The 22895-nt window shown below is 68.9% G+C and carries 15 protein-coding genes; 9 read left to right on the top strand and 6 right to left on the bottom strand.

The window, feature by feature from the left end:
• Window positions 1-280 precede the first annotated feature (280 nt).
• Window positions 281-1621, top strand: a complete 1341-nt coding sequence (gene gdhA / locus AC4PWQ_RS02330) for an NADP-specific glutamate dehydrogenase (RefSeq protein WP_371151422.1) — start codon at window positions 281-283, stop codon at window positions 1619-1621.
• 660 nt (window positions 1622-2281) lie between these two features.
• Here the strand turns inward: gdhA and AC4PWQ_RS02325 are convergent.
• Complete coding sequence (locus AC4PWQ_RS02325; RefSeq protein WP_492089662.1) at window positions 2282-3040, bottom strand: copper homeostasis protein CutC; 759 nt, start codon at window positions 3038-3040, stop codon at window positions 2282-2284.
• Window positions 3041-3121: 81 nt separating this feature from the next.
• Between AC4PWQ_RS02325 and AC4PWQ_RS02320 the strand changes: the two genes are divergently transcribed.
• Complete coding sequence (locus AC4PWQ_RS02320; RefSeq protein WP_492089661.1) at window positions 3122-4117, top strand: 1-phosphofructokinase family hexose kinase; 996 nt, start codon at window positions 3122-3124, stop codon at window positions 4115-4117.
• A gap of 115 nt (window positions 4118-4232) precedes the next feature.
• Window positions 4233-6269, top strand: coding sequence for a PTS fructose transporter subunit IIABC (locus AC4PWQ_RS02315; RefSeq protein WP_492089660.1), 2037 nt, complete (start codon window positions 4233-4235; stop codon window positions 6267-6269).
• A 177-nt stretch (window positions 6270-6446) separates the two neighbouring features.
• Here AC4PWQ_RS02315 and AC4PWQ_RS02310 read toward each other — a convergent pair whose 3' ends face one another.
• Both AC4PWQ_RS02310 and AC4PWQ_RS02305 read right to left on the bottom strand, forming a co-directional pair.
• Entirely contained in the window at window positions 6447-6743 is a 297-nt protein-coding gene (locus AC4PWQ_RS02310) for a hypothetical protein (RefSeq protein WP_371174578.1), read from the bottom strand.
• A complete protein-coding gene (locus AC4PWQ_RS02305; protein ID WP_492089659.1) occupies window positions 6736-7458 on the bottom strand; it encodes a RelA/SpoT-related domain-containing protein in 723 nt (240 codons plus the stop codon). The genes AC4PWQ_RS02310 and AC4PWQ_RS02305 overlap by 8 nt, the downstream gene beginning before the upstream one ends.
• Before the next feature lie 175 nt (window positions 7459-7633).
• Between AC4PWQ_RS02305 and AC4PWQ_RS02300 the strand changes: the two genes are divergently transcribed.
• From AC4PWQ_RS02300 to purM, 4 genes are all read left to right on the top strand, one after another.
• Entirely contained in the window at window positions 7634-8152 is a 519-nt protein-coding gene (locus AC4PWQ_RS02300; RefSeq protein WP_492089658.1) for a sterol carrier family protein, read from the top strand.
• Window positions 8149-9903, top strand: coding sequence for an RNB domain-containing ribonuclease (locus AC4PWQ_RS02295; protein WP_492089657.1), 1755 nt, complete (start codon window positions 8149-8151; stop codon window positions 9901-9903). Before AC4PWQ_RS02300 ends, AC4PWQ_RS02295 begins: the two co-directional genes overlap by 4 nt.
• Window positions 9904-10003: 100 nt before the next feature.
• Window positions 10004-11719, top strand: coding sequence for an amidophosphoribosyltransferase (gene purF / locus AC4PWQ_RS02290; RefSeq protein ID WP_492089678.1), 1716 nt, complete (start codon window positions 10004-10006; stop codon window positions 11717-11719).
• Window positions 11720-12889 (top strand): phosphoribosylformylglycinamidine cyclo-ligase, encoded by a 1170-nt coding sequence (purM, locus tag AC4PWQ_RS02285; RefSeq protein WP_492089656.1) that lies wholly within the window; start codon window positions 11720-11722, stop codon window positions 12887-12889.
• A 198-nt stretch (window positions 12890-13087) separates the two neighbouring features.
• Here the strand turns inward: purM and AC4PWQ_RS02280 are convergent, their stop codons facing one another.
• The 3 genes from AC4PWQ_RS02280 to AC4PWQ_RS02270 form a co-directional block, all read right to left on the bottom strand.
• Window positions 13088-13273, bottom strand: coding sequence for a DUF3073 domain-containing protein (locus AC4PWQ_RS02280; protein ID WP_371151431.1), 186 nt, complete (start codon window positions 13271-13273; stop codon window positions 13088-13090).
• A 203-nt stretch (window positions 13274-13476) separates the two neighbouring features.
• Window positions 13477-13764 carry a DUF3618 domain-containing protein gene (locus AC4PWQ_RS02275; RefSeq protein WP_371151432.1) on the bottom strand — a complete coding sequence of 96 codons (288 nt, stop codon included), beginning with the start codon at window positions 13762-13764 and terminating at the stop codon, window positions 13477-13479.
• Window positions 13761-14288, bottom strand: a complete 528-nt coding sequence (locus tag AC4PWQ_RS02270) for a phage holin family protein (protein WP_371151433.1) — start codon at window positions 14286-14288, stop codon at window positions 13761-13763. Before AC4PWQ_RS02270 ends, AC4PWQ_RS02275 begins: the two co-directional genes overlap by 4 nt.
• A 313-nt stretch (window positions 14289-14601) precedes the next feature.
• Between AC4PWQ_RS02270 and AC4PWQ_RS02265 the strand changes: the two genes are divergently transcribed.
• Both AC4PWQ_RS02265 and AC4PWQ_RS02260 read left to right on the top strand, forming a co-directional pair.
• The gene (locus tag AC4PWQ_RS02265; RefSeq protein WP_371151434.1) at window positions 14602-18219 is read left to right on the top strand and encodes a family 20 glycosylhydrolase; all 3618 of its coding nucleotides are present in this window, start codon (window positions 14602-14604) and stop codon (window positions 18217-18219) included.
• A 149-nt stretch (window positions 18220-18368) separates the two neighbouring features.
• Window positions 18369-22826, top strand: coding sequence for a glycosyl hydrolase family 95 catalytic domain-containing protein (locus AC4PWQ_RS02260; protein ID WP_492089655.1), 4458 nt, complete (start codon window positions 18369-18371; stop codon window positions 22824-22826).
• Window positions 22827-22895 lie beyond the last annotated feature (69 nt).

The following is a 22895-nucleotide window of genomic DNA, read 5'->3' as shown; positions in this document are numbered from 1 at the left end:
ACGGGCGGCCGGGCTGGGAGGGAGGTAGGGCGGCAGCGTCGGACAACAAAGCACGAGCTGCGGGAGGCCGGGCGACAGGGGTGGCCAAGATCGCAAAGGTAAAGAGCGTTTCAAATGCTGGCCGAACTAGTCTCAAGCAGGTGCGCTATGCCAGACTTTTCCCCGGCGCCGAAGACGACCCGGGTCCTGCGGCAGCGCAATCGGCCACAGAACGCGGACCGGCTGGGTGCAAGTTTCAACTAATGCTCCGCTGGTTGGAGCCTGTGAGAAGGGACAGCCCATGCACCAGTTGCTGCAGGGCGTATATGACACGGTCGTCTCCCGCAACAAGGGAGAGGTGGAGTTCCACCAGGCCGTCCACGAGGTGCTCACCTCCCTGAGCCCCCTAATCGAAAAGGACCCCCACTACGCAGAGGCCGGCTTGATCGACCGGATCGTCGAGCCCGAGCGCCAGATCATCTTCCGCGTCCCCTGGGTGGACGACCAGGGCAACGTGCGCGTCAACCGCGGCTTCCGCGTCGAGTTCAACTCCGCGCTCGGCCCCTACAAGGGCGGCATCCGCTTCCACCCCTCCGTCAACGGCGGCATCATCAAGTTCCTCGGCTTCGAGCAGATCTTCAAGAACGCCCTCACCAACCAGGGCATCGGCGGCGGCAAGGGCGGCTCCGACTTCGACCCGCACGGCCGATCCGACGCCGAGGTCATGCGCTTTTGCCAGTCCTTCATGACCGAGCTCTCCCGCCACATCGGCCCCAACACTGACGTGCCCGCCGGCGACATCGGCGTGGGCGCCCGCGAAATCGGCTACATGTTCGGTCAGTACAAGCGCCTGCGTAACTCCTACGACGCCGGCGTGCTCACCGGTAAGGGCCTGGCCTGGGGCGGCTCCCTGGTGCGCACCGAAGCCACCGGATACGGCGCGGTGCGCTTCGCCAAGAACATGCTCGCCACGCGCGGCGAAGACCTAGAGGGGCGCCGCGTGGTGGTCTCCGGCTCCGGCAACGTGGCCATCTACGCCACCGAGAAGGCCCAGGCGCTCGGCGCCAAGGTGGTGGCTCTGTCTGACTCGGCCGGCTACATCGTGGACGAGGCCGGGGTAGACCTGGAGCTCGTCAAGCAGATCAAGGAAGTCGAGCGCGGACGCATCAAGGAGTACGCCGAGCGCAAGGGCGGCTCCGTCCAGTACGTGGCCGGCGGCTCCATCTGGGACGTGCCTTGCGACGTGGCCATCCCGTCCGCCACGCAGAACGAGCTGGACGGCGCCGCAGCCGCCACGCTGATCAAGAACGGCGTTGTTGCCGTCTCTGAGGGCGCCAACATGCCCTCCACCCCGGAGGCCGTAGAGGCCTTCCAGGGTGCCGGCGTGCTGTTCGGCCCCGGCAAGGCCGCCAACGCCGGTGGCGTGGGCACCTCCGCCCTGGAGATGCAGCAGAACTCCTCCCGCTCCCGCTGGTCCTTCGAGACGGCCGAGGCCGCGCTCGACGCGATCATGGACGACATCCACGACTCCTGCGCCGCCACCGCAGAGGAGTACGGCCGCCCCGGCGACTATGTGCTGGGTGCCAACATCGCCGGCTTCAAGCGCGTGGCTGACGTGATGCTGGCCCACGGCGTGATCTGACCCGTCGGGTCGGGCCCGGCGAAGGCCGAGGTTGGGGGGCGCGGTGCCGGTGAGCACCGCGCCCCCGCGCTGTTCCCGCGCTGTTCCCGCGCTGGGGCGCGTGGGCTGTACCGGAGGCGCGTTGGCTGGGCTGCTAGGGCGAGGCATCCGGTTTAGACGTTTGGTGGTGAATCTAGACGTTCGGCGGTGAATCTAGACGTTTACCCGGTCGCGAACGTCGAGTTGAGGAGGCGAACGTCGAGTTGAGGAGGCGAACGTCGAGTTGAGCGCCGGCCCGGCCGGGGCGCGTGGGCTGCGCCGGAGGCGCGTTGGCTGGGCTGCTAGGGCGAGGCATCCGGTTTAGACGTTTGGTGGTGAATCTAGACGTTCGGCGGTGAATCTAGACGTTTACCCGGTCGCGAACGTCGAGTTGAGGAGGCGAACGTCGAGTTGAGGAGGCGAACGTCGAGTTGAGCGCCGGCCCGGCCGGGGCGCGTGGGCTGTACCGGAGGCGCGTTGGCTGGGCTGCTAGGGCGAGGCATCCGGTTTAGACGTTTGGTGGTGAATCTAGACGTTCGGCGGTGAATCTAGACGTTTACCCGGTCGCGAACGTCGAGTTGAGGAGGCGAACGTCGAGTTGAAAGATCGAACGTCGAGTTGAGCGCCGGCCCGGCCGGGGTCCTAAGCCCTCGCGGCGGTGAGCCCGGCCGCCGTGGCCGCAGCCACGGCGGCCTCCACCAGCTCCGGGTCCGTGTAGTCGAAGGAGGCCGGTCCGCCCCCGGGACCCGCTGAGCCGGCGTCCGCGCGCACCGCCCGGCAAGATAGATGAGCACTGGGAACCCCCGCTGCCGCCAACGACGCAAAGTCCTGGATCTTCACCCCGCCACCGGCCTGGATCTCCACCCCCGATTCGACCCCGGCAAGGGCCAGCTGCCCCAGCACCTCCAGTCCCTGGCCGCTGGCCGGGGCCCCGCCGGAGGTAAGGATCCGCGCGAAGCCCAGGCCCGCGCAGGCTGACACGATCTGGCCGGGGGAGTGGGACTGGGCTGCGAGGGCGACGTCGGCGGCCCGGTGCAGCGTAATCGCCACGCCGGGTTCCACGGCGCGGGCGGCGGCGGCGATCCGCTCCAGGGCCGGCAGGTCCAGGGTGTCGTCGGGCCGCAGGGCCCCGATCACCACGCCCACCGCGCCCGCCCGCACGCACTGGGCGGCCTCGCGGGCCATCTGCTCAACCTCCTCGGCGCTGAACACGAAGCCCCCGCCGCGCGAGCGGATCAGCGCGTGCACGTCGATCCCCTGCGCAGCGCACAGCTCAACTGCCGCAGTAGACGGGGTGAGCCCGCCAATGCCGAGCGCGGTGCACAGCTCCACCCGATCCGCTCCCGCGTGGGCCGCCACGCGCGCGCCGGCCGGGTCCTGAACAGCGATCTCGATAGCCATGGCGCCAGTATGCCGTGTGGCCACCCGCCCACGACCCGGAAAAGGGTGTCCTAGATCACATCGAGTGCGTATATTTGAAGAATGTTCCTCACCGTCACGCCAAACCCGTCCCAGGACCAGACCCTCGCCCTGGCATCCGCGCTGGTGCCCGAGGGCGTCCACCGAGTAGTCGATTCGATCAACCAGCCCGGCGGCAAGGGCATCAACGTCGCGCGCGTGCTGGCCAGCGCCGGGCTGCCCGTCACCGCGCTGCTGACCTCCCCGACCGTCCCGGCCGGCCCGGGGCAGCATCCCGCCGCGAACTCCGACCCGGTGGTGGAGGGGGTGGCGGCCCTCGGGCTGGACTACGCCCTCTCCCCAGCGGCCGGGCCCGCCCGCATCAACATCGCCCTGACCTCCGCCGACGGCAAGACCACCAAGATCAACGGCGCCGGCGCCCCGTTCACCCCGGCGCTCAGCGCCGCCCTGGCCGCCGCTATCGAGCAGCGCCTGCTCGGCCTGGACTGGCTGGTGCTGGCCGGCTCGCTGCCCCCGGGCATGGAGCCGGACTGGTACGCGGGCGTGGTGGAGACTGCCCGGGCGGCGGGCGTCAAGGTGGCCGTCGACACCTCCGACGAGCCCCTGGCCGCCATTGCCAGCCGCCTTCCCCAGGCAGCCCCGCACCTGATCAAGCCAAACAGCGAGGAGCTGGCCCAGCTGGCTGGCGTGGACGGCACCGAGCTGGAGGCGGCCGCCCAGGCCGGTGACCCCCTGCCGGTGGCGCGCGTGGCCTCCACCCTCATCGAGCGGGGAGTGGAGACGGTCCTGGCCACACTGGGTGGGGCCGGCGCGGTGCTGGTGACCGCGCAGGGCGCCTGGTTCGCCACCAGCCCCGACATCACGGTGGCCTCCACCGTCGGCGCCGGCGACTCCTCGCTGGCCGGCTACCTGATCGCCCTTTCTCGGGGGGACGACGCTCCCGCCCGCCTGTCCGCCGCCGTCACCTACGGCGCTGCGGCCGCCGCCCAGCCCGGCACCGGCCTGGCCACCCCCGTGCTCGCGGGCCAACTGAGTACGGAGGTGACCCAGCTGTACTGACCCCGCGCGCCCCTGCGGCGCGCCCGCCGGGTTCCCCACCGGCTTTCGCAGCTGCCAGCTGCATCCCCTTCGCGCTTCGGAAGCGCAAAACGTCCCACCTAGGAAGGCATCAGCCATGTCCCAACCATTGATCAGCCCTGAACTGGTGGTGCTGGACGCACCATTTGGGCCCACCAAGCTGGAAGTGATCGACGAGCTCGCCAAGGTCGTGGCGGCAACCGGCCGCGCTGAGGCGGCCGGGCTCGCCCGAGACGCCCGTGCCCGCGAGGAACTCACCCCCACCGGTATCCCCGGTGGAATCGGCATCCCGCACTGCCGGTCGGCGGCCGTGAACACGGCCTCGCTCGGTTTTGCCCGGCTGGCCCAGCCGGTGGACTTTGGTTCCAAGGACGGCCCCGCAGACCTGGTGTTCCTCATCGCCGCCCCGGACGGCGCAGACGACGCCCACCTCAAGCTGCTGGCCAAGCTGGCGCGCGGCCTGATGAAGAAGGAGTTCACCGGCGCGCTGCGCTCGGCCACCTCCGCCGAGGAGGTGGCGGCCATCGTCACCGCCCAGGTGGAGCCCGAGCGCGTGGCCCAGCCGGCGGGCGTCGAGGCCGGTGCTGCCGCGATGGCGGCGGGAAGCGGCGCGGCTGCGGTGGCAAGTGCGGGCGCGGTGGCAGCGTCGTCCACCCCGCAGGCGGGAGGCGGCGACGGCAGGCTGCGCCGCATCGTGGCCGTCACCGCCTGTCCCACCGGCATCGCCCACACCTACATGGCCGCCGAGTCGCTGGAGCGAGCCGGCAAGGAGCTGGGCGTCGAAGTGGTGGTGGAGACGCAAGGCAGCGCCAAGGGAGATCGCATCCCGGCGGAGGTGATCACCGGGGCGGACGCCGTCATCCTGGCCACCGACGTGGGCGTGAAGGGCAAGGAGAGGTTCGTCGGCAAGGCGGCCGTGGTCAGCGGCGTCAAGCGCGCCATCAACGAGCCCGAGGTGATGGTCAAGGAGGCCCTGGCCATGGCCGACGACCCGAACGGCTACCGCCTGCCCGCCGAGGGCGCGGCCGGGGCGGGTGCTGCCGAGGTCAAGCCGGAGACCAACGCCGGTTGGGGCACGCGCCTGCGCCAGATCCTGATGACCGGCGTGAGCTACATGATCCCGTTCGTGGCCGCCGGCGGTCTGCTGATCGCGCTCGGCTTCCTGCTGGGCGGGTACGACATCACCGACGTCGCCGACCAGGTGGTGGCCGAAAACAGCTTCGCCAACCTGCCCGAGGGCGGGCTGATGATCTACCTGGGCGCGGTCTTCTTCAAGATCGGTGCCATAGCGATGGGCTTCCTGGTCCCGGCGCTGGCCGGATACATCGCCTTCGCCATGGCGGACCGGCCCGGCATCGCCCCCGGCTTCGTGGCCGGATCGGTGGCCGTCGCCGTGGGCGCCGGCTTCCTGGGAGGTATCGTCGGCGGTCTGCTGGCCGGTGGAATCGGCCTGTGGCTCTCCAGCTTTAAGCCCCCGCGCTGGCTGGCCGGCCTCATGCCGGTGGTGATCATCCCGCTGCTGGGATCCCTGGTGGCCGGTGGGTTGATGTACATGGTGCTGGGGCGCCCGCTGGCAGCCCTCATGACGGCGCTGACGAACTGGCTGAACTCTCTGGACGGCGCCTCAGTAGTAGTCCTGGGCGTGATCCTGGGCCTGATGATGTGCTTCGACCTGGGCGGTCCGGTCAACAAGACCGCCTACACCTTCGCCACCGCGGGCCTAGCCGCAGGCGACGCCGCCTCCTTCCGCGTCATGGCTGCGGTCATGGCCGCAGGAATGGTGCCGCCGCTGGCCATGGCGCTCGCCACCGCCGTGCGAGGCAAGCTCTTCAGCGCGGTCGAACGAGAGAACGGCGCAGCCGCCTGGCTGCTGGGTGCCTCCTTCATCTCCGAGGGCGCCATCCCCTTTGCCGCAGCCGACCCGCTGCGCGTCATCCCCTCGATGATGCTGGGCGGTGCCGTCACCGGTGGATTGTCTATGGCCTTGGACGTGCAGTCGCGCGCCCCGCACGGAGGCATCTTCGTCTTCTTCGCCATCGATAGTGCCGTGTTCTTTGTGCTCGCCATCGCGGTGGGCGTGGTGGTTAGCGCGGCGTCCGTGCTGCTCCTCAAGGGCATGAAGAAGAAGGCCTGACCGCCGATCGGGGAGGCCGGTTCGACCGGGCTCCGGATAAGTAAGCGGGAGCGCCCCGTGACGACGCGCGGCAAGACCGCGTGGACGCCCCGGGGCACTCCCGGCTGACCATTCTCAGGTGTCAACGGCGAGATTAGGCAGATTGCACGTTCAGTTTTCCCGAGGCACCGAGGACGGCTAGCTGCCCTGCGCTTGCGTCTGCGAGTTGGTGAGGAAGGAGTCCAGGTCCGTAATGCTCTGCACGATGCGTCGGTAGGCGCCCGGGAAGTAGGTGGAGTGCGTCTTCTTCACTGTCTCGAGAGAGTCTGAGCCAATCAGGACGATGTCCATCCAGGGCTGCTCCCGGTAGTACAGCTCTGCCGCGCGGTATGCGCAGACAGCGTCCTCGTTATCGGTGCCGTACTCGGTGCACTCGACCAGGTCATCTGCTTTGCGGTCGTAGACCAACAGGAACTGCTTCAGGGCATCACTCATCTGCCTCACCTCCCAACGTATCTAGTTTAGATTCGAGTAGATCGTTCAACAAGGAGAGTGCTTGGGTACGCACCAGCTCACCTCCGGGGGTTTCTTCGAGGTCTGCGATCAAGTGGGACAGCGCCTGGAAGAACTCATGCTGGGGAGACTGTACGTCTTGCTTGTAGTTGATCCCGTCGCGTTGACTCACGGATTCGACGAACTGGGCAAACTGGTGTGCAAGGAGAGACCGGAGCTGTATCTCGATCGGAAGCCCCATCTCTTGAACGACGATATGGATGGAGCGATAACCGGAACTGCGCGGTGACTGGTAGTAGTCCCGATAGGACAAGACCTGGTCACGCCAACGGTCCAGCACCTTATCTGCAAAGCTCCTGACTGAGTCCACCCCAAGGGAGTTCAGCACCACTCTGCAGCCACCGATGTCTTGCATTCGGGATAGATCCAAGCCGGACTCTCGATTGGAAATCTTGTCAATGATTGTCTCCGCTCGCTTGAGTCGGAAGGACACCGTCCCGGAGGTTCCCGACTGATCTAGTAGCAAACTGAGCGCCGTAGCGACGTTCCGCATGGGCTCGCTGAAGCATGCACGGTAGTTCAAGACAATTGCCATTGGGAGGCTCGCCTTGACCTGGTCCAGCGGCGTTCCTGATTGCACCGATTGTCGGATCCGTGACCCGGCTTTACGAACTGCGCTCTTAGACGGCTGCTCCATGTCAACGAGGTTAGCGAAGAGCACCAACATCTCAATGAGGGCGGGCGAACCAACGTTCCGGCTCTTCGGTCGCCGGCCGCCTGGGCGGCCTCCCCACGGCGTCGTTTGGTCCCGATCGGTGCCCCTCTAGCCGGATGGGCGTGAGAGCGCGGCCCAACGAGGTTATTCTCAGCCCATGCCTCCCCGTCGCCGCATTGACCCCGCCGCGGGGGAGCGCGCCTATCGACTGGCCTTGCAGGCGCTGCGCCCCCAGGCCGGCGCCCGCGCCACTGCGGCGCCCGCCCCCGTCGCCACCCAGGCCGAATCCACCACCGCCCCCCAGGCCGAGACCACCTGCGTCCCCCAGGCCGAGGCCGCCGCCGCGCCCCCGCCGGGCCTCAGCGTCCCCGGCCTGTCCCGCCCGGACCTGGCCACGGCCGTGCGATTCGCCCTGGAGGAACTGGCCAGCCGCGCCCCGGGCGGCAGCGTCGAGCTGCGCGTCCCGCCCTTCGGGGTCACCCAGCTGATCGAGGGCCCGCGCCACACGCGCGGTACGCCCCCCAACGTGGTGGAGACGGACCCAGTGACCTTCCTCTGCCTGACCTCGGGTCACCTGGCCTGGGCCGACGCCACCGCCACCGCCCGCCTGCACGCCTCCGGCTCTCGGGCGGACCTGGCCCCGTTCTTCCCACTTTCTGGATTGGAGGCGCGATGAGCCTGCACCGCCTTGCCCCCGGCGCGGCCGCCTCCCGCCGCGTCCGCCGCGCCCTGGATGCGCTGCGCCAGGAGAACGACGTCCCGCCCGCCTTCCCGCCCGACGTACTCGCTGAAGCGGAGGCCGTGGCCCGGGCCTGGGAGAAATTGGACTGGGGCGAGCCGAACGGGCCCGCCACGCCCGAGCCCGCCACGCCCGAGCCCGCCACGCCCGAGCCCGTCACCCCCGGGGCCGCCACGCCCGGGCCCGCCACGCCGGTGCCTGCCACCCCCGGGGAGGGTGGCCCCGCAGGCCGTCCCCCGCAAGACTGCGCCGGATTCGCTCCGCTCCCGCTTCCCCCGCAAGCTGTTGCCAGGGCCCGGGCCAGCCTGCCCGGCCGCGTCCCGACCCTGGATCTGCGCCAGCTCCCGCTTGTGACGATAGACCCGCCGGGCTCGCGCGACCTCGACCAGGCGGTGCACATAGAAAGGGCGTCGGAGGGACGTCGGCCAGAACGTGGCGCCGCTAACCGCGCAACTGAACCGGGCGGCCAGGCTGCGTTCGTGGTGCACTACGCCATCGCCTCGCTGGCCACGTTCGTTGCGCCTGGTGGGCCGCTGGATAGGGAGGTGCGCGCCAGGGCGTTGACGGTCTACGCGCCGGACTTCGCTACCGCGCTGCACCCGCCGGTGCTCAGCGAGGGCGCCGCCTCCCTATTGCCGGGCAAAGACCGGCCAGCCTACGTCTGGCGATTCGAGCTGGACAGTGCGGGCCAGGTTATTGCCATGGACCTGCGCCACGCCTTGGTGCGCTCGCGCGCCCAGCTCTCCTACGGGCAGGTGCAGCACGCCCTGGACACGGGCGAGAGCCTGGAGGCTGCCCCGGAGCTGCCCCAGTTACTGCGGGAGGTGGGCACTCTGCGCCGGGCAAGGGAGTTGGAGCGGGGCGGGATCTCCCTGCGCACGCCCTCCCAGGAGGTGGAGCGGGTGGAGGGCGGTTACCGTCTCACCTACGCCGCCACGCTCCCCGTGGAGGAGTGGAATGCCCAGATCTCGTTGCTGACTGGCATGGAGGCCGCGCGGATTATGGGCCAGGCGGGGGTGGGCATCTTACGCACCTTGCCACCGGCGGGCCCGGAGGAGATCGCCCGGCTGCGCTTGACTGCCCGCGTGCTGGGCTTGGAGTGGGATCAGGAGCAGAGTTACGCGCAGTTCGTGCGTGGCCTGTCGTCCCACATTCCCGCCCACGCGGCCTTCCTCACCGCCACCACGACGCTGTTTAGAGGCGCCAACTATTTGCCCTTTGGTGGTCCCTGCCCGCCACTGCCGGTGGACGACGCTGCCGCGATCACCCACGGCTCGATCGCCGCCCCCTACGCCCACGTCACCGCGCCGCTGCGTCGCCTGGTGGATCGCTTCGGGCTGGAGGCCTGCCTGGCGGCGGTCGAGGGGCGGCCGGTGCCGACCTGGGTGCTGGAGGCGCTGCCGGCCCTGCCGGCCCAGATGGCGGCCGGTTCGCGGCGTGCCCGCGCGGTGGACTCCGGGGCGGTGGCCGCGCTGGAGGCGCTGGTGTTGGCGGGCCAGGAGGGGGCCACCTTCCGGGCGGTGCTGCTGGAGGTGAACCGCGACTCCACGCAGGGCGTGGCCATGATGGCCGAGCCCGCCGTCATCATCCCCGTCTCGGGCAGCGGCCTGGCTGTGGCCAGCGAGGTGGAGGTGCGGGTAACTGGGGTGGATGTGCCGGCTCGTAAGGTGACGGCAGAGGTCGTGTAGCCCCCTCGCGTCACCCCAATCCGTCGGGTGGAAAAACGTGGCCCAGATCCTGACCTGGTGTTTGGAAACCGGGCGTCGGGTATGAAACGATTTACTTGTGATGAGACCGGATGGCACCCTCACCGTAGAGCTCGACCCCACCGAGGGAGGGCAGGACGAATGCGGAGTATTCGGAGTCTGGTCGCCGGGTGAGGACGTTGCCCAACTGACTTACTACGGTCTTTTCGCGTTGCAGCATCGCGGCACCCAGTCCGCCGGCATCGCTACCTCCGACGGCTCCAACATCATCGTCTACAAGGACATGGGGCTGGTTTCGCAGGTGTTCGACGACAAGGTGCTGGGGACAATGCCCGGTCATCTCTCGGTGGGGCACGTCCGGTACGCCACGCAAGGCCCGGACCGGTGGGAGAACGCCCAGCCCATGCTGGGGCCCACAGCATCCGGCACGCTGGTGTTGGCCCACAACGGCAACCTCACCAACACGCGCACGCTGATGCGGATAATTCAGGAACGCTTTGGCGAGGACCTCACGGGTGAGCTTGGGCGGGGCTCCTCCACGGACACCGCAGTGCTTGCCTCGCTGGTTGGTGGCGTTTCTTTTGCTCAACAGCAGGCCGTTGAGGCGGGCGCTGGCGAGGACGACGCTGCCGACCAGGCCGGTGGCTCAACTGGTCAGATTCTGGCCGGCGGGAGCGGAGACGAGGCGGGCGGAACGTCGGCCACCTCGACCGCAGCGGACGCTACGCCGGCAGAGGGCGTGCAGATCACCTCCGCGTGCGCGCCGCGCCGCATCATCCCCGCAGGGGCGCTGCGCCACCAGCTGCTGCCGGCGGTGCGGGAGGTGCTGCCGATGTTGAACGGCGCGTTTTCGCTGGTTTTCATGGACGAGACCACCCTGTACGCGGCGCGCGACCGCAACGGCGTGCGCCCGCTGGTGTTGGGTCGGCTGGAGCGGGGCTGGGCGGTGGCCTCAGAGACTGCGGCGTTGGACATCATCGGGGCCACGTTCGTGCGGGAGGTGGAGCCGGGCGAGATCATTGCCATCGACGAGGACGGCGTGCACAGCGAGCACTTTGCCCCCTCCAACCCCAAGGGGTGCGTGTTCGAGTACGTCTACCTGGCCCGCCCCGACACGGTGGTGGCCGGGCGCTCCATCCAGGCCTCCCGCCTGGCGATGGGCGAGCTGCTGGCGCGCGACTACCCGGTGGACGCCGACCTGGTGATCCCCACCCCGGATTCCGGCACGCCCGCCGCGATCGGCTACGCGCGCGGCTCCGGTATCCCCTACGGCATGGGCCTGGTGAAGAACGCTTACGTGGGCCGCACCTTCATCCAGCCCACCCAGACCATCCGCCAGCGCGGCATCCGCTTGAAGCTCAACCCGTTGCGGCACGTGATCGAGGGCAAGCGCCTGGTGGTGATCGACGACTCGATCGTGCGCGGTAACACCCAGCGCGCCCTGGTGCGCATGCTGCGGGAGGCCGGCGCCAAGGAGGTGCACGTGCGCATCTCCTCCCCGCCGGTGCTGTGGCCGTGCTTCTATGGCATCGACTTCGCCACCCGCGCCGAGCTGATCTCCGCCGGCATGGACGTGCAGCAGGTGTGCGAGTCGATCGGCGCGGACTCCCTGGGTTACCTGTCCCTGGAGGCGATGGTGGAGGCCAGTGGCCAGAGCGAGGACCAGCTGTGCACCGCCTGCTTCACCGGCGAATACCCGATCCCTGTGGAGGGCGTCACCGACGGCACCTCCACCCACGAACCCGTGGTGCTGCCCCGCCGCACCCGCATGCCCAGCGCCTACCGAGGGAGCAAGTAAATGACCGAGCCGTTGAGCTACCGCAGCGCCGGAGTGGACACGGAGGCAGGTGACCGCGCGGTTGAGCTGATGAAGGCGGCGGTGGGGCGCACCCACGGTCCGCTGGTGGTGGGCGGTCAGGGTGGTTTTGCCGGCATGGTGGACGCCTCCGCATTGCGCCACTACTCCCGCCCGCTGCTGGCCACGTCCACCGACGGCGTGGGCACGAAGATCGCGTTGGCGCGCGCCCTGGACATCCACCATACGATCGGCCAGGACCTGGTGGCGATGGTGGTGGACGACGTCGTGGTGGTGGGTGCCACCCCGCTGCTGATGACCGACTACATCGCCTGCGGGCGCGTGGTGCCCGAGCGCATCGCGAACATCGTGCGCGGCATCGCCGAGGCCTGCGAGGAGGTGGGAGTGCCGCTGCTGGGTGGCGAGACCGCCGAGCACCCGGGCGTGATGGAGCCGGACGACTACGACATCGCGGGCGCCGCCACCGGCGTGGTGGAGGCCGACGCGGTGCTGGGCCCGCAGCACGTGCGCGAGGGCGACGTGCTGATCGCGCTGCCGGCCTCCGGCCTGCACTCCAACGGCTACTCCCTGGTGCGCAAGGTGCTGGAGGTCAGCGGCACCCCGCTGGAGCGGCACGTGGAGGAGTTCGGCCGCACCATGGGTGAGGAGCTGCTGGAACCCACCCGCCTCTACACCCGCCCCTGCCTGGACCTGATTGACGCGCTGGGTGGCACCACCGGGGCCTTGGTGGACGACGCTGCCGCCGGCCGCGCCGCGATCGGTGGCGTGCACGCGTTGTCGCACGTGACCGGGGCCGGTCTGGCCGCGAACGTGGCCCGCGTCCTGCCCACCGGGCTGGCGGCCGTGATCGACCGGGGCACCTGGGTGGTGCCGCCGGTGTTCGACGTGCTGGGCCGCCTGGGCGGGGTGAGCTGGGACGACCTGGAGGTGACCCTGAACCTGGGCGTGGGCATGGTGGCGATCGTGGCCCCCGAGCACGTGGACGCTGCCCTGGCGGCGGCGCGCCGCGAGGGCAGCGAGCCGTGGGTGCTGGGTGAGGTCTACACCGAGGAGGGCGCGGCGCTGCGGGCGCCTGAGGCTCGCGTCACCACGGGCGCCAAGGGCGTCACCGGTGGCAGCGTGCGCATGGTGGGCGCCTACCGGACGGCCTAAGGTTGCGCAGACCCGGGCTGAGGGTGGGGGGGGTGCGTGGGACGCACCGCCCCACCCTTTTGAGTCCGCCGGGCCGCCCCGCGAGATACCACACCAATCCCCTCACGTCTGGCCGGCCCGCGCGCGGGCGCGCGAAAGGGCGCACCAGAAGATGGCGGCGAAAACTGCTGTATTGGCGAGGCGCCCGTTACCGAGCGGTCAGCGCGTGGGGGTGTAGTCGTCCCAGTCGTCGATGGCCGGCGGAACGTCGTCGTAGTCGTAGCCAGCCCCGCTACTCGTGGAGGATAGCTCCCGCTCCAGTGCCTGGTAGTCGGTCTCCGGGCTGTAGTACTTCAGCCTCCGCGCTACCTTGGTCTGCTTTGCCTTCTGACGGCCGCGCCCCATGACGTGACCCCCTCCACCGTTGAGAACGAGCGGCACATAGTGCGGCTGCGTTGAATGTCTGCAAAATTGTGTCGTGCCTACAGGGTACAACGTCCCGGGGGCTCGCTTCCATTCAAGGCGCGAGCTTTACCGCACACCGAACTGGGCCGATGCCGCCGTTTCGCTGCCGAGCAGGTGAGAAAAAACGTCTCGAATACAGGGATTTAGCGCTTGCGGGTGAAGCGGAGCAGCACCAGGCCCGCCACCAGGGAAAGACCCACGGCGGCGGCCGCGATCGACTCCCTGTCCCCGCTCTTGACCTTCTCCACAAAAGCGCGCGAGCGCTCCTTGGTGTCGTTCCAGGCGGAGCGGCCCGCGGACTTGACCGTCTCCTTGACGGTCTCGCCCAGCTTGGCGGGGGAAAGCAGCTGCGTCAGGTCACTGACGTCCTGGGTGAGCTCGGCGCGCACCTTGTTGAGCTCGGCCTCAATCTCTTCGGGGGTGCGGCTCACTTCGCCTCTCCTTCGCTAGCGGGCTTGACGGTGTTGGTGGTGCCCCCGGCTACGCCGGCGCCGTACTGGTCCTGCACGGAGCGAGCCGCAGCTGCGGCCTGCTCCTGCGCCGCGGCCTTCGCCTGGCCCTGGGCCACGCCGGTGGTGACGGCCTGCACGGAGACGGCCAGCCCCTCAGCGGGGGAGACCTGCACCTTGCTCGCGGCCCGGAGGGAGGCGATGCCTCGCCACCCAAGCACTGCGATCAGCAGGAACAGCAGGCCGGTCACGATGAGCACGCTCGCCCACATCGGCAGCCAGATGGCCAGCACGTAGACGATCGTCCAGAGGACGAACGGTAGGGCGAAGAGTGCCAGGACCGCAGCGGCGGCGAACATGGCGATGGCCATGCCGTAGCGCTTTCCGATCAGAGCCGCCTTGGCCTTGGCCAGATCGATCTCGCCACGGATCAGCGAGGAGATGGAGAGCGAGATGCGCCCCACGAGCTCTCCCACTGAGGGCTGCTGACTGTTCGGGGAAGACACGGGTGACTCCTTGCGGACTAGGCGTTTGGACCAGCCTATTTGTTTGTTCCGCGCCGCGCACTCTAGTGGGGCAGGGCTAGCGAAGTGAGGTGTCCTCGACGGGCCGGCGGGCGGGACCCCGACACTGCGCACAATCGACGGAATTTGGCCCAAAAGATCACCTTTTGTCAGTTATTCCAAAGTGCCAATGCGGCGCCTGTCAGCTTGTTACGGTGGACGTGCGCTGCGCGTCCCCCACAGCTTGTAAAGAGGCAAGCACATCACGCAGCGCGTTTCGGAAATCCTCGTATTCAAAGGCGAACGTGGAGGAAAGATGAAGTCGAAGAGACTTGCTGCCCTCGCCGCTAGTTTGGCGCTGGCAGCAACAGGATTATTGAGTGTCGCGGGTGCCCAGGTGGCAGTTGCGGACGAGACGCCGGCACCGGCAGCCCTCACGGGTGAGGGCCTGCTGGGAGTCGTGCCCGCCCTAAAGACCGTGAACATGGCCAACGGGGTGGCGCCGTGGCGTCCCACCGCCGAGACCCGGGTGGTCCTCGATGAGATGTCCCGCGTGGACTACGAGGCCGAGGCCCGGGTGTTCGCGCGTGACCTGGGTGAACTGGACGTGTTCACCGAAGCCCCGCCGGTAGTCAAGGTCACGATCGACCAGGTCAAGAAGACCGACATCGTGCTGACCGTCGGGCAGGTGGACGCCCCCGGCTTTGACCGCTACCGGGTCGAGGCCGGCGCCAACCGGGCCGTCTGGATCACCGCCCCGGAGGCGGACGGCCTCTGGAACGGCACGCGCACCGTGCTGCAGTCCCTCAAGAGCGCCGGCGCCGTGCAGGCCGCGACCGTGATCGACTGGGCGGACTACGAGGTCCGCTCCCTGCACGTGGACGCGGCGCGCAAGTACTTCAGCCCCGACTGGTTCAAGGCGCAGATCAAGCGCCTGAGCCTCTACAAGCTCAACGAGATCCAGCTGCACTTCTCTGAGAACGAGGGCTTCCGCCTGGAGATCAAGGGCTACCCGGAGGTGCTCTCCACCCAGTTCATCTCCCAGGCTGAGCTGGCAGAGATCATCGCTGTCGCGGCGGAGTACCACGTTGACGTGGTGCCGGCGATGGACGTGCCCGGCCACATGCACCAGGTGCTCAAGGCGCACCCGGAGTGGGCCATCGGGACCGACGAGGTGGGGAAGAAGGTGCTGGACTACTCCAAGCCCGTGGTCCGCAAGTTCGTCACCGACGTCATCACCGAGCTCGCCCCGCTGTTCCCCTCCAAGAAGTGGCACATGGGCGGCGACGAGGTATTCGACCCCGACCGCCTCAACCAGCTGACGACCAAGTACCCGCAGCTGGCCCAGTACGCCCGTGACAACGTCAACGCGAGCGCCTCGGTAATGGATGGCTACATGCACTACCTGGGCACCGTGGACGCCGCCTTGAACGCCGCCGGCTTTGAGACCGTGCGCGTGTGGAACGACGCCCTCTACACCGGCACCCACGGCACGCTGCCCTCTGACGTGCAGGTGACCTACTGGACCAAGTGGCACCGCACCATGCCCAGCACCGCCAAGCTGATCGAGAAGGGCCACAAGCTCATCAACTACAACGACGGCTTCTTCTACTACGTGCTGCCCAAGTGCCCCACCTGCGCCTACAACCAGCGCGTCCCCGCCTCCGCGATCTACGAGAACTGGGTTCCCACCCTGTTCAGCGGCCGCCAGACCGTGGACAAGGAGCACGTGCTGGGCTCCTCCTACGCGATCTGGGCCGACAAGCCGGACCTGGAGACCGAGCAAGTGGTGGCAAACGGCATCCGCCTGCCGCTGGCCGCCATGGCCGAGCGGGTCTACTCGCCCGGTGTTTCCAAGGCCACCTACGAGGTGTGGGAGCACCGCGTGGACGTGATCGACGGCCTAAAGACCGGCTTCCCGCCGGAGCCGCCGGCCGACCGCGCCATCCCGGTGGACGACATCACTGTCACCGCGACCTCCGAGGAGACCAACCGTGAGGACGGTCGGGCGGTCAACGTGCTCGACGGCCGCACCGACACCCTTTGGCACTCGGCGTGGTCCACCGGCCACACCAACCTGCCGCACTCGCTCACCTTCGACCTCAAGCGCTCCTACCCGATCAACGGCCTGCGCTACACCTCCCGCCAGGACCTGGCGGACGACCCGAGCAACTCGATGGTGCGCAACTACCGCATCTACGTCTCCAACGACGGACAGACCTGGGGCGACCCGGTTGCCTCCGGCTCGTTCCCGCGCGGCGCGATCACCAAGGAGGTCGACTTCACCAAGGTGGAGGCCCGCTACGTGAAGTTCGAGGCCGTCACGGCCCAGGTGGGCAGCCGCTTCGCCAGCGCCGCGGAAATCCGGATCCTGCAGGACGTGGCCGCAGAGCCGACCCCGACTCCCACCACCCCGCAGCCCAAGGTCGCCACCCCAGTGACCTCGATCGAGAAGAACGACGCCCCCGGCACCGGCAACGACACCTACACCATCCCGACCACCGAGGGTGTGGTCTACAAGGTGCTGGGCGTGGCCCAGAGCGCCGGCGTGAAGAAGGTGCCCAGCGGCATCGCCTCCGTGGTCGTCACCGCCGAGGCCGCCCAGGGCTACGTGCTGGCCGAGGGCGCAACCACCCGCTACGAGCTCAGCTTCAGCACCACGGTGCCGCCCAAGCAGGCCAACCCGCCGGCGACCCTGGTGACCGACGACAAGCCGGGCACCGGCAACGACACGGTCACCATCCCCGAGGTGGAGGGCATCTACTTCACCGTCAACGGTCTGGCCGTGCCCACGGGTATCTACAAGGTGCCCGCCGGCGTAGCGGCGGTGCGAGTCATCGCCATGGCCAAGACCGGCTACTTCATGGCCCCGGGCAGCACGGCCAGCTGGGACCTGGTCTTCAGCGTGGAGGAGCCGACCCCGACGCCGACGCCGCCGGTGGACCCCACCCCGACGCCGACGCCGCCGGCCCCGACCACCCCTGCACCGACGACCCCGGCGCCGACCACCCCGGCCCCGCAGCCGCCGGTGATGGAGCCCGGAGTGGGCCGACTGGCCGGCGCTGACCGCGTGGACACCGCCCTGGCCGCGTTCGAGCTGCGCCCGCAGGGCACGGACACGGTAGTCCTCACCACCGGGCGCGTGTACGCGGACGCCGTCGCGGCCGGCCCCCTGGCCAAGGCCCTCAAGGCACCGGTGGTGCTCACCGTGACCCCCGACCTGGAGGCCAAGGTGCTCACCGCGCTCACCGACGCGAAGATCAAGAAGGTCACCATCCTGGGCGGAACGTCGTCCGTCTCCATCGGCGCCGAGCGAACCCTGCGCAGCGCCGGCATGAAGGTGGAGCGCGTCGCCGGCGGCGACCGCTACGACACCGCCGCCAGGGCGGCCGACAAGACCGCCCGCCTGGGTGCAGCGCCCAAGCACATCTTTGTGGCGGACGGGCGCAACTTCCCCGATGCGCTCGCGGCCGGTGTCGCGGCAGCCAACTCCGAGGGCGTGCTGGTGCTGTCCAACGGCACCCAGCTGCCCGCCAGATCGCTCGCCGTGATCGACCACTTCCCCTCCGCCAAGGTGGTCGCCGCCGGTGGTGCCGCCATCAAGGCGCTCGCCGAGGAGGGCTTCGTGGGTGGAGTCACCATGACCGCAGTGTCCGGCACCTCCCGCTACGAGACGGCGGCCAAGCTGGCCAGCTACTCCCAGGGCGCCGAGGTGGGCTTCCTGGCCTCCGGTGAGGTATTCGCAGACGCCCTCGCGGGCGGCGCCGCTGCGGCCAACTACGGTGGCCCGCTGCTGCTCACCGAGCCGGGCAAGCTGCCTGCGGTGACCGGCCAGGCCATCCAGGACAGCAAGGTCAAGCGAGTCAACGTGCTCGGCGGGCCGCGCTCGGTGGACGCCAGCGTCGTCGCGGCAGTGCAGGCACTGCTTAAGTAAGGAGGAGCGCGGGCGGCAACGTCGTCCAAACCCGTCCACGTTGTGGGAGGGAGAACGCGTTTGTTCTCCCTCCCACAACTATTCCTTGCGCGATTTAGAGCGCCAAACTAGGGTTAAGCGCGTAATCCTTCAATGGTGTAGGAGCCAACATGCCTCTTTCCCCTGTCCCATTTCGGCGAGCAGTGGCTGGCCTGGCCGCCGGTGCGCTCGTCGCGGCGGGCCTTGTAACCGCCGGAACAACGGCTAACGCGGCGGAATCGCCCACCGTCCCCTCCGTCACGGAGGCCAAGGACCTGGTGATGCGCTACGCCGCTCCCGCCGCCAACTGGGAGCGCGAATCCCTGCCGATCGGAAACGGCGCCGTGGGTGGAAACGTCTTCGGTGGCGTGGAGACCGACAAGGTCCAGATGAACGAGAAGACGCTGTGGTCCGGCGGTCCCGGCTGCCGGGGCTACAACTACGGCGTCTGGAACAAGTCCGACCGCCCCAACGCCCTCGCCGAGGTCCGTGCGACCATCGACTCCCAGGGCAAGATGGCCCCCAACCAGGTGGCCCGCAAGCTGGGTCACGAGCGCGTCTGCTACGGCTCCTACACGCAGTTCGGTGAGCTGGTCCTCACCTCCCAGGGCCTGGCCGGTCACACCGAGTACGAGCGCTCGCTCGACATCCGCAACGGTGTCGCCGCCACCAAGTTCACCGTCAACGGCGTGAAGTACACCCGCGAATACCTGGCCTCCAACGAGGGCAACGTGGTGGCCATCCGCCTGAGCGCCGACCAGCCCGGCAAGATCACCACCACCGCTAGCTTCTCCAACCTGCCCGCGGGCGGCGCCGTCACCACCGTGCAGGGCGAGAACATCTTGCGCCTGGCCGGTGCGCTGACCACGGGCAAGGACCCCAACAACATGAAGTATGTTGCGGAGGCCAAGGTCATCGCCGACGGTGGTACCACCACCCTGAACGCGAACAACATCGCGGTCAACGGCGCCAACTCCCTCACCATCCTGTGGACCGCCGGCACTGACTACAAGAACGTCTACCCGAACTACCGTGGTGAGGCCCCCGACGCCCGCGTCCGCGAGACCGTCAACGCCGCCGCCACCACCGGGTGGGACAAGCTGCGCTCCGACCACGTCAAGTCCTTCAGCGACCTGATGGGCCGCGTGAGCCTGGACCTGCAGGGTGCCGATCGCGCCGCGCTCTACACCGACCGCATGCGCTCCGCCTACCGCGGCAAGACCGCAGAGGACCGCGCCCTGGAGGAGCTGTACTTCCAGTTCGGCCGCTACCTGCTCATCTCCGCCTCCCGCCCCGGTAGCACCGAGGCGCACAAGCTGCCCGCGAACCTGCAGGGCATGTGGAACAACTCCAACAACGCCCCCTGGGGTGCGGACTTCCACCCGAACATCAACATCCAGATGAACTACTGGCCGGTCTACATCACCAACCTGGCTGAGATGGACGAGGCCTACCTGACCTGGATCGACTCCTACCGTGCGCCGGGCCGCCACGCCGCCTCCACCATGTTCGAGGCGCGCGGCTGGATGCTCAGCAACGAGGTCAACCCCTTCGGTTTCGCCGGCCTGGGTAACTGGGCCACTGCCTTCTGGTTCCCGGAGGCCAACGCCTGGCTGGCCCAGGAGTTCTGGCAGTCCTGGCTGTTCGAGGGCGACCGCGAGTTCCTGCGCGACCGCGCCTACCCGATCCTGAAGGAGACCAGCGAGTTCTGGCTGGACATGCTGGTGGAGCGCAACGGCAAGCTCGTGGCCTCCCCGTCCTACTCCCCGGAGCACGGCCCCTTCACCGCCGGTGTGGCGATGACGCAGCAGCTGGTCACCGAGCTCTTCAAGAGCACCAAGGCCGCCGCCACCGAGCTGGGCATCAACGACGAGTTCGTCACCAGCCTGGACGCCGCCCTGGCCAAGATCGACCCGGGTATCGCCATCGGTGACGAGGGCCAGATCCTGGAGTGGCCGGATGCGGCCATCGACGCTGCCGAGCGCCGCGCCGAGCCGGGCCACCGCCACGTCTCCCACCTGTACGCCCTCTACCCGGGCAACGAGATCAGCGACGCCCTGACCCCGGACTTCGCTAACGCCGCCCGCGAGACGCTGCGTCAGCGCGGCGACGGCGGCACCGGCTGGTCGATGGCCTGGAAGATCAACTTCTGGGCCCGCCTGCTGGACGGCGACCACGCCCACACGATGGTCACCAACATCATCTCCAACTCCACCCTGCCGAACCTGTGGGACAACCACCCGCCGTTCCAGATCGACGGTAACTTCGGTGGCACCGCCGGTATCGCCGAGATGCTGGTCCAGTCCCACGCCGGCGCGATCGACCTGCTGCCCTCCCTGCCGTCCGCATGGCCCTCCGGCTCCTTCGACGGCCTGGTTGCCCGTGGCGGCCACGAGGTTGGCGTGTCGTGGGAGAACGGTGCCGTGAAGCAGGCCCGTCTGAAGGCCGGCCGCGACGGCGCTATCAAGGTGCGTTCTGCCGACCTGTCCGGCCCCGTGCGCGTGTACGACGTTGCCGCCGGCGCCGACGTTGCTACCACCGCCAGCAGCAACGGCCTTGAGTTCCAGGCCGTCAAGGGCCACCAGTACGTGGTCACCCCGGTGGTCACCATGGGTGTCTCCGGCGCCTCTGGCACCTGGAGCGGCCTGGTGACCGCGCCGGTCGAGATCTCCGGTGTCACCGGTTGCGCCACCCTGAGCGTCGAGGCCCCCGAGGGCTGGCAGGTGCAGGCCCCGCAGTCCGTGCGCGCCGACGGCAACTTCTCCGTCTCCGTGATCGCCCCGGCCATGCCCCAGAACGCGCCCGCCTCGGTGGCGTTGAAGGTGAAGCTGAAGGGCGAGGGCTGGGAGATGCAGAAGGTGCTCCGCGTGCGCCTGGCCGACCCGATCGCCATCCCGCAGTCGGACATGCGAGTGGTGTCCGTGGACTCTGAAGAGGTCAACGGTGAGAACGGTCGGGGCTCCAACGCCCTGGACGGCAACATCGCCACCTACTGGCACAGCAAGTGGTCCGGTGGCGAGGACCCGCAGCCGCACAACATCATCTTCGACCTGGGCAAGGTGGAGAAGCTGGACAAGCTGTTCTTCGCCCCGCGCTCCAACGCCTCCAACGGCCGCATCAACGGCTACAAGGTTGAGGTCTCCCCGACCAACAACAACGACTGGACCCAGATTGCCACCGGCAACTGGCCCAACACCTCGGCCGTGAAGATGGTCCAGGCGCCGGCCAACACCCAGACCCGCTACGTGCGTCTGACCTCCACCAGCGCCTACAACGCCTCCGGTGGTTCGGCTCGCTACACCTCGCTGTCCGAGTTCACCGCCACTCGCCTCGTGGACGCCGCCAACGCTCCCACGCTGCCGCCGGTGACCGGTGAGCCGTGCCAGCCGGACCCGTCCGCTTCGGCTTCGGCTTCGGTGTCGGCCTCGGCCTCGGTGTCGGCCTCGGCCTCGGCTTCGGCCTCGGTGTCGGCTTCGGTGTCGGCTTCGGCCACGCCGGCTCCGTCCACGACTGCGACGGCCACGCCTGCCCCGTCGGTGACGACGACCGCCACGCCCGCGCCGTCCACCACGGCCACGGCCACGCCTGCCCCGTCGGTGACGACGACCGCCACGCCCGCGCCGTCCACCACGGCCACGGCCACGCCCGCCCCGTCCACCACGGCGGACCCGACCGGACCGGTCGTGATCAAGCGGGTCCAGGGCACCTCTCGAGTGGACACCGCCATCGCGGTTGCCCGCGAGAACTTCACCGCGCCCACCACTGTGGTCCTGGCCGACGGCCGCGACTTCGTGGACGCGATCGCCGCCGCCCCGGCTGCGGCCGCCCTGGAGGCCCCGCTGCTGCTGACGGTCGGTGGCACCCTGGAGAAGGGCGTCGTGGACCTGCTGCGCGAGTGGAACGTGAAGGAGGTGGTCGTGGCCGGTGGCTCCAAGTCCGTCTCTGACGCCAAGGTTGCTGCCCTGCAGGCCATGAACATCACCACCACGCGCGCCGCTGGAAACAACCGTTTCGCCACGGCCGTTGAGCTGGCCAAGGTGGCGGAGAAGGCCAACGGCCGCATCGCCAAGGTGTTCGTGGCCGACGGCATCAACTTCCCGGACGCCTCCTCCGCTTCTGCGGTGGCTGGCCGTCACGACGCCGTGGTGGTGCTCACCGACGGTGGCCGGATGCCTGCGGTGACCCGCACCTTCCTCACCCAGCACCAGACCGCCCCGGTCGTTGCCGTGGGTGGCGCGGCCACCCGCGCGCTGACCAGCCACGGTTACATCGCCGGCTCCACGATGGAGGTGTTGAGCGGAGCTACCCGTTACGACACCGCCGCGCTCGCCGCGAAGAAGTACGCCGCTGACGCCCGCATCGTCTTCCTGGCGACCGGGTCCGTGGCTGCCGACGCGCTGGCCGTGGGTGGCGCTGTCGCCCACCGCGACGGTGCGCTGCTGCTCACTGAGCCACTGAAGCTGCCCAAGGCGGCATCAGACGATCTGAAGTCCCGAGTGGCGGTGCTGGAAGAAGTCCAGATCGTGGGCGGAACCCAGTCCGTCAGCACGGCAGTCGAGCGCGTGTTGCGTCACCTGGTCAAGAGGTGACACGGAGCTAGCCCCACCAAGACGGTGAGGGTGAGCGAGAGCCGGGGCCGGGTGGCAGCAGCCACCCGG

This window comes from Buchananella sp. 103232 (assembly GCF_058725725.1).
This window is presented reverse-complemented; position numbering and strand designations above follow the sequence as displayed.

What these genes read in the sequence shown, in the direction of transcription:
- AC4PWQ_RS02325 (WP_492089662.1), bottom strand. Translation starts at nt 3,040, where the DNA reads ATGGCTATCGAGATCGCTGTTCAGGACCCGGCCGGCGCGCGCGTGGCG.
- AC4PWQ_RS02315 (WP_492089660.1), top strand. Translation starts at nt 4,233, where the DNA reads ATGTCCCAACCATTGATCAGCCCTGAACTGGTGGTGCTGGACGCACCA.
- purF (WP_492089678.1), top strand. Translation starts at nt 10,004, where the DNA reads ATGAGACCGGATGGCACCCTCACCGTAGAGCTCGACCCCACCGAGGGA.
- gdhA (WP_371151422.1), top strand. Translation starts at nt 281, where the DNA reads ATGCACCAGTTGCTGCAGGGCGTATATGACACGGTCGTCTCCCGCAAC.
- AC4PWQ_RS02310 (WP_371174578.1), bottom strand. Translation starts at nt 6,743, where the DNA reads ATGAGTGATGCCCTGAAGCAGTTCCTGTTGGTCTACGACCGCAAAGCA.
- AC4PWQ_RS02320 (WP_492089661.1), top strand. Translation starts at nt 3,122, where the DNA reads ATGTTCCTCACCGTCACGCCAAACCCGTCCCAGGACCAGACCCTCGCC.
- purM (WP_492089656.1), top strand. Translation starts at nt 11,720, where the DNA reads ATGACCGAGCCGTTGAGCTACCGCAGCGCCGGAGTGGACACGGAGGCA.
- AC4PWQ_RS02305 (WP_492089659.1), bottom strand. Translation starts at nt 7,458, where the DNA reads ATGGAGCAGCCGTCTAAGAGCGCAGTTCGTAAAGCCGGGTCACGGATC.
- AC4PWQ_RS02265 (WP_371151434.1), top strand. Translation starts at nt 14,602, where the DNA reads ATGAAGTCGAAGAGACTTGCTGCCCTCGCCGCTAGTTTGGCGCTGGCA.
- AC4PWQ_RS02295 (WP_492089657.1), top strand. Translation starts at nt 8,149, where the DNA reads ATGAGCCTGCACCGCCTTGCCCCCGGCGCGGCCGCCTCCCGCCGCGTC.
- AC4PWQ_RS02300 (WP_492089658.1), top strand. Translation starts at nt 7,634, where the DNA reads ATGCCTCCCCGTCGCCGCATTGACCCCGCCGCGGGGGAGCGCGCCTAT.
- AC4PWQ_RS02260 (WP_492089655.1), top strand. Translation starts at nt 18,369, where the DNA reads ATGCCTCTTTCCCCTGTCCCATTTCGGCGAGCAGTGGCTGGCCTGGCC.
- AC4PWQ_RS02280 (WP_371151431.1), bottom strand. Translation starts at nt 13,273, where the DNA reads ATGGGGCGCGGCCGTCAGAAGGCAAAGCAGACCAAGGTAGCGCGGAGG.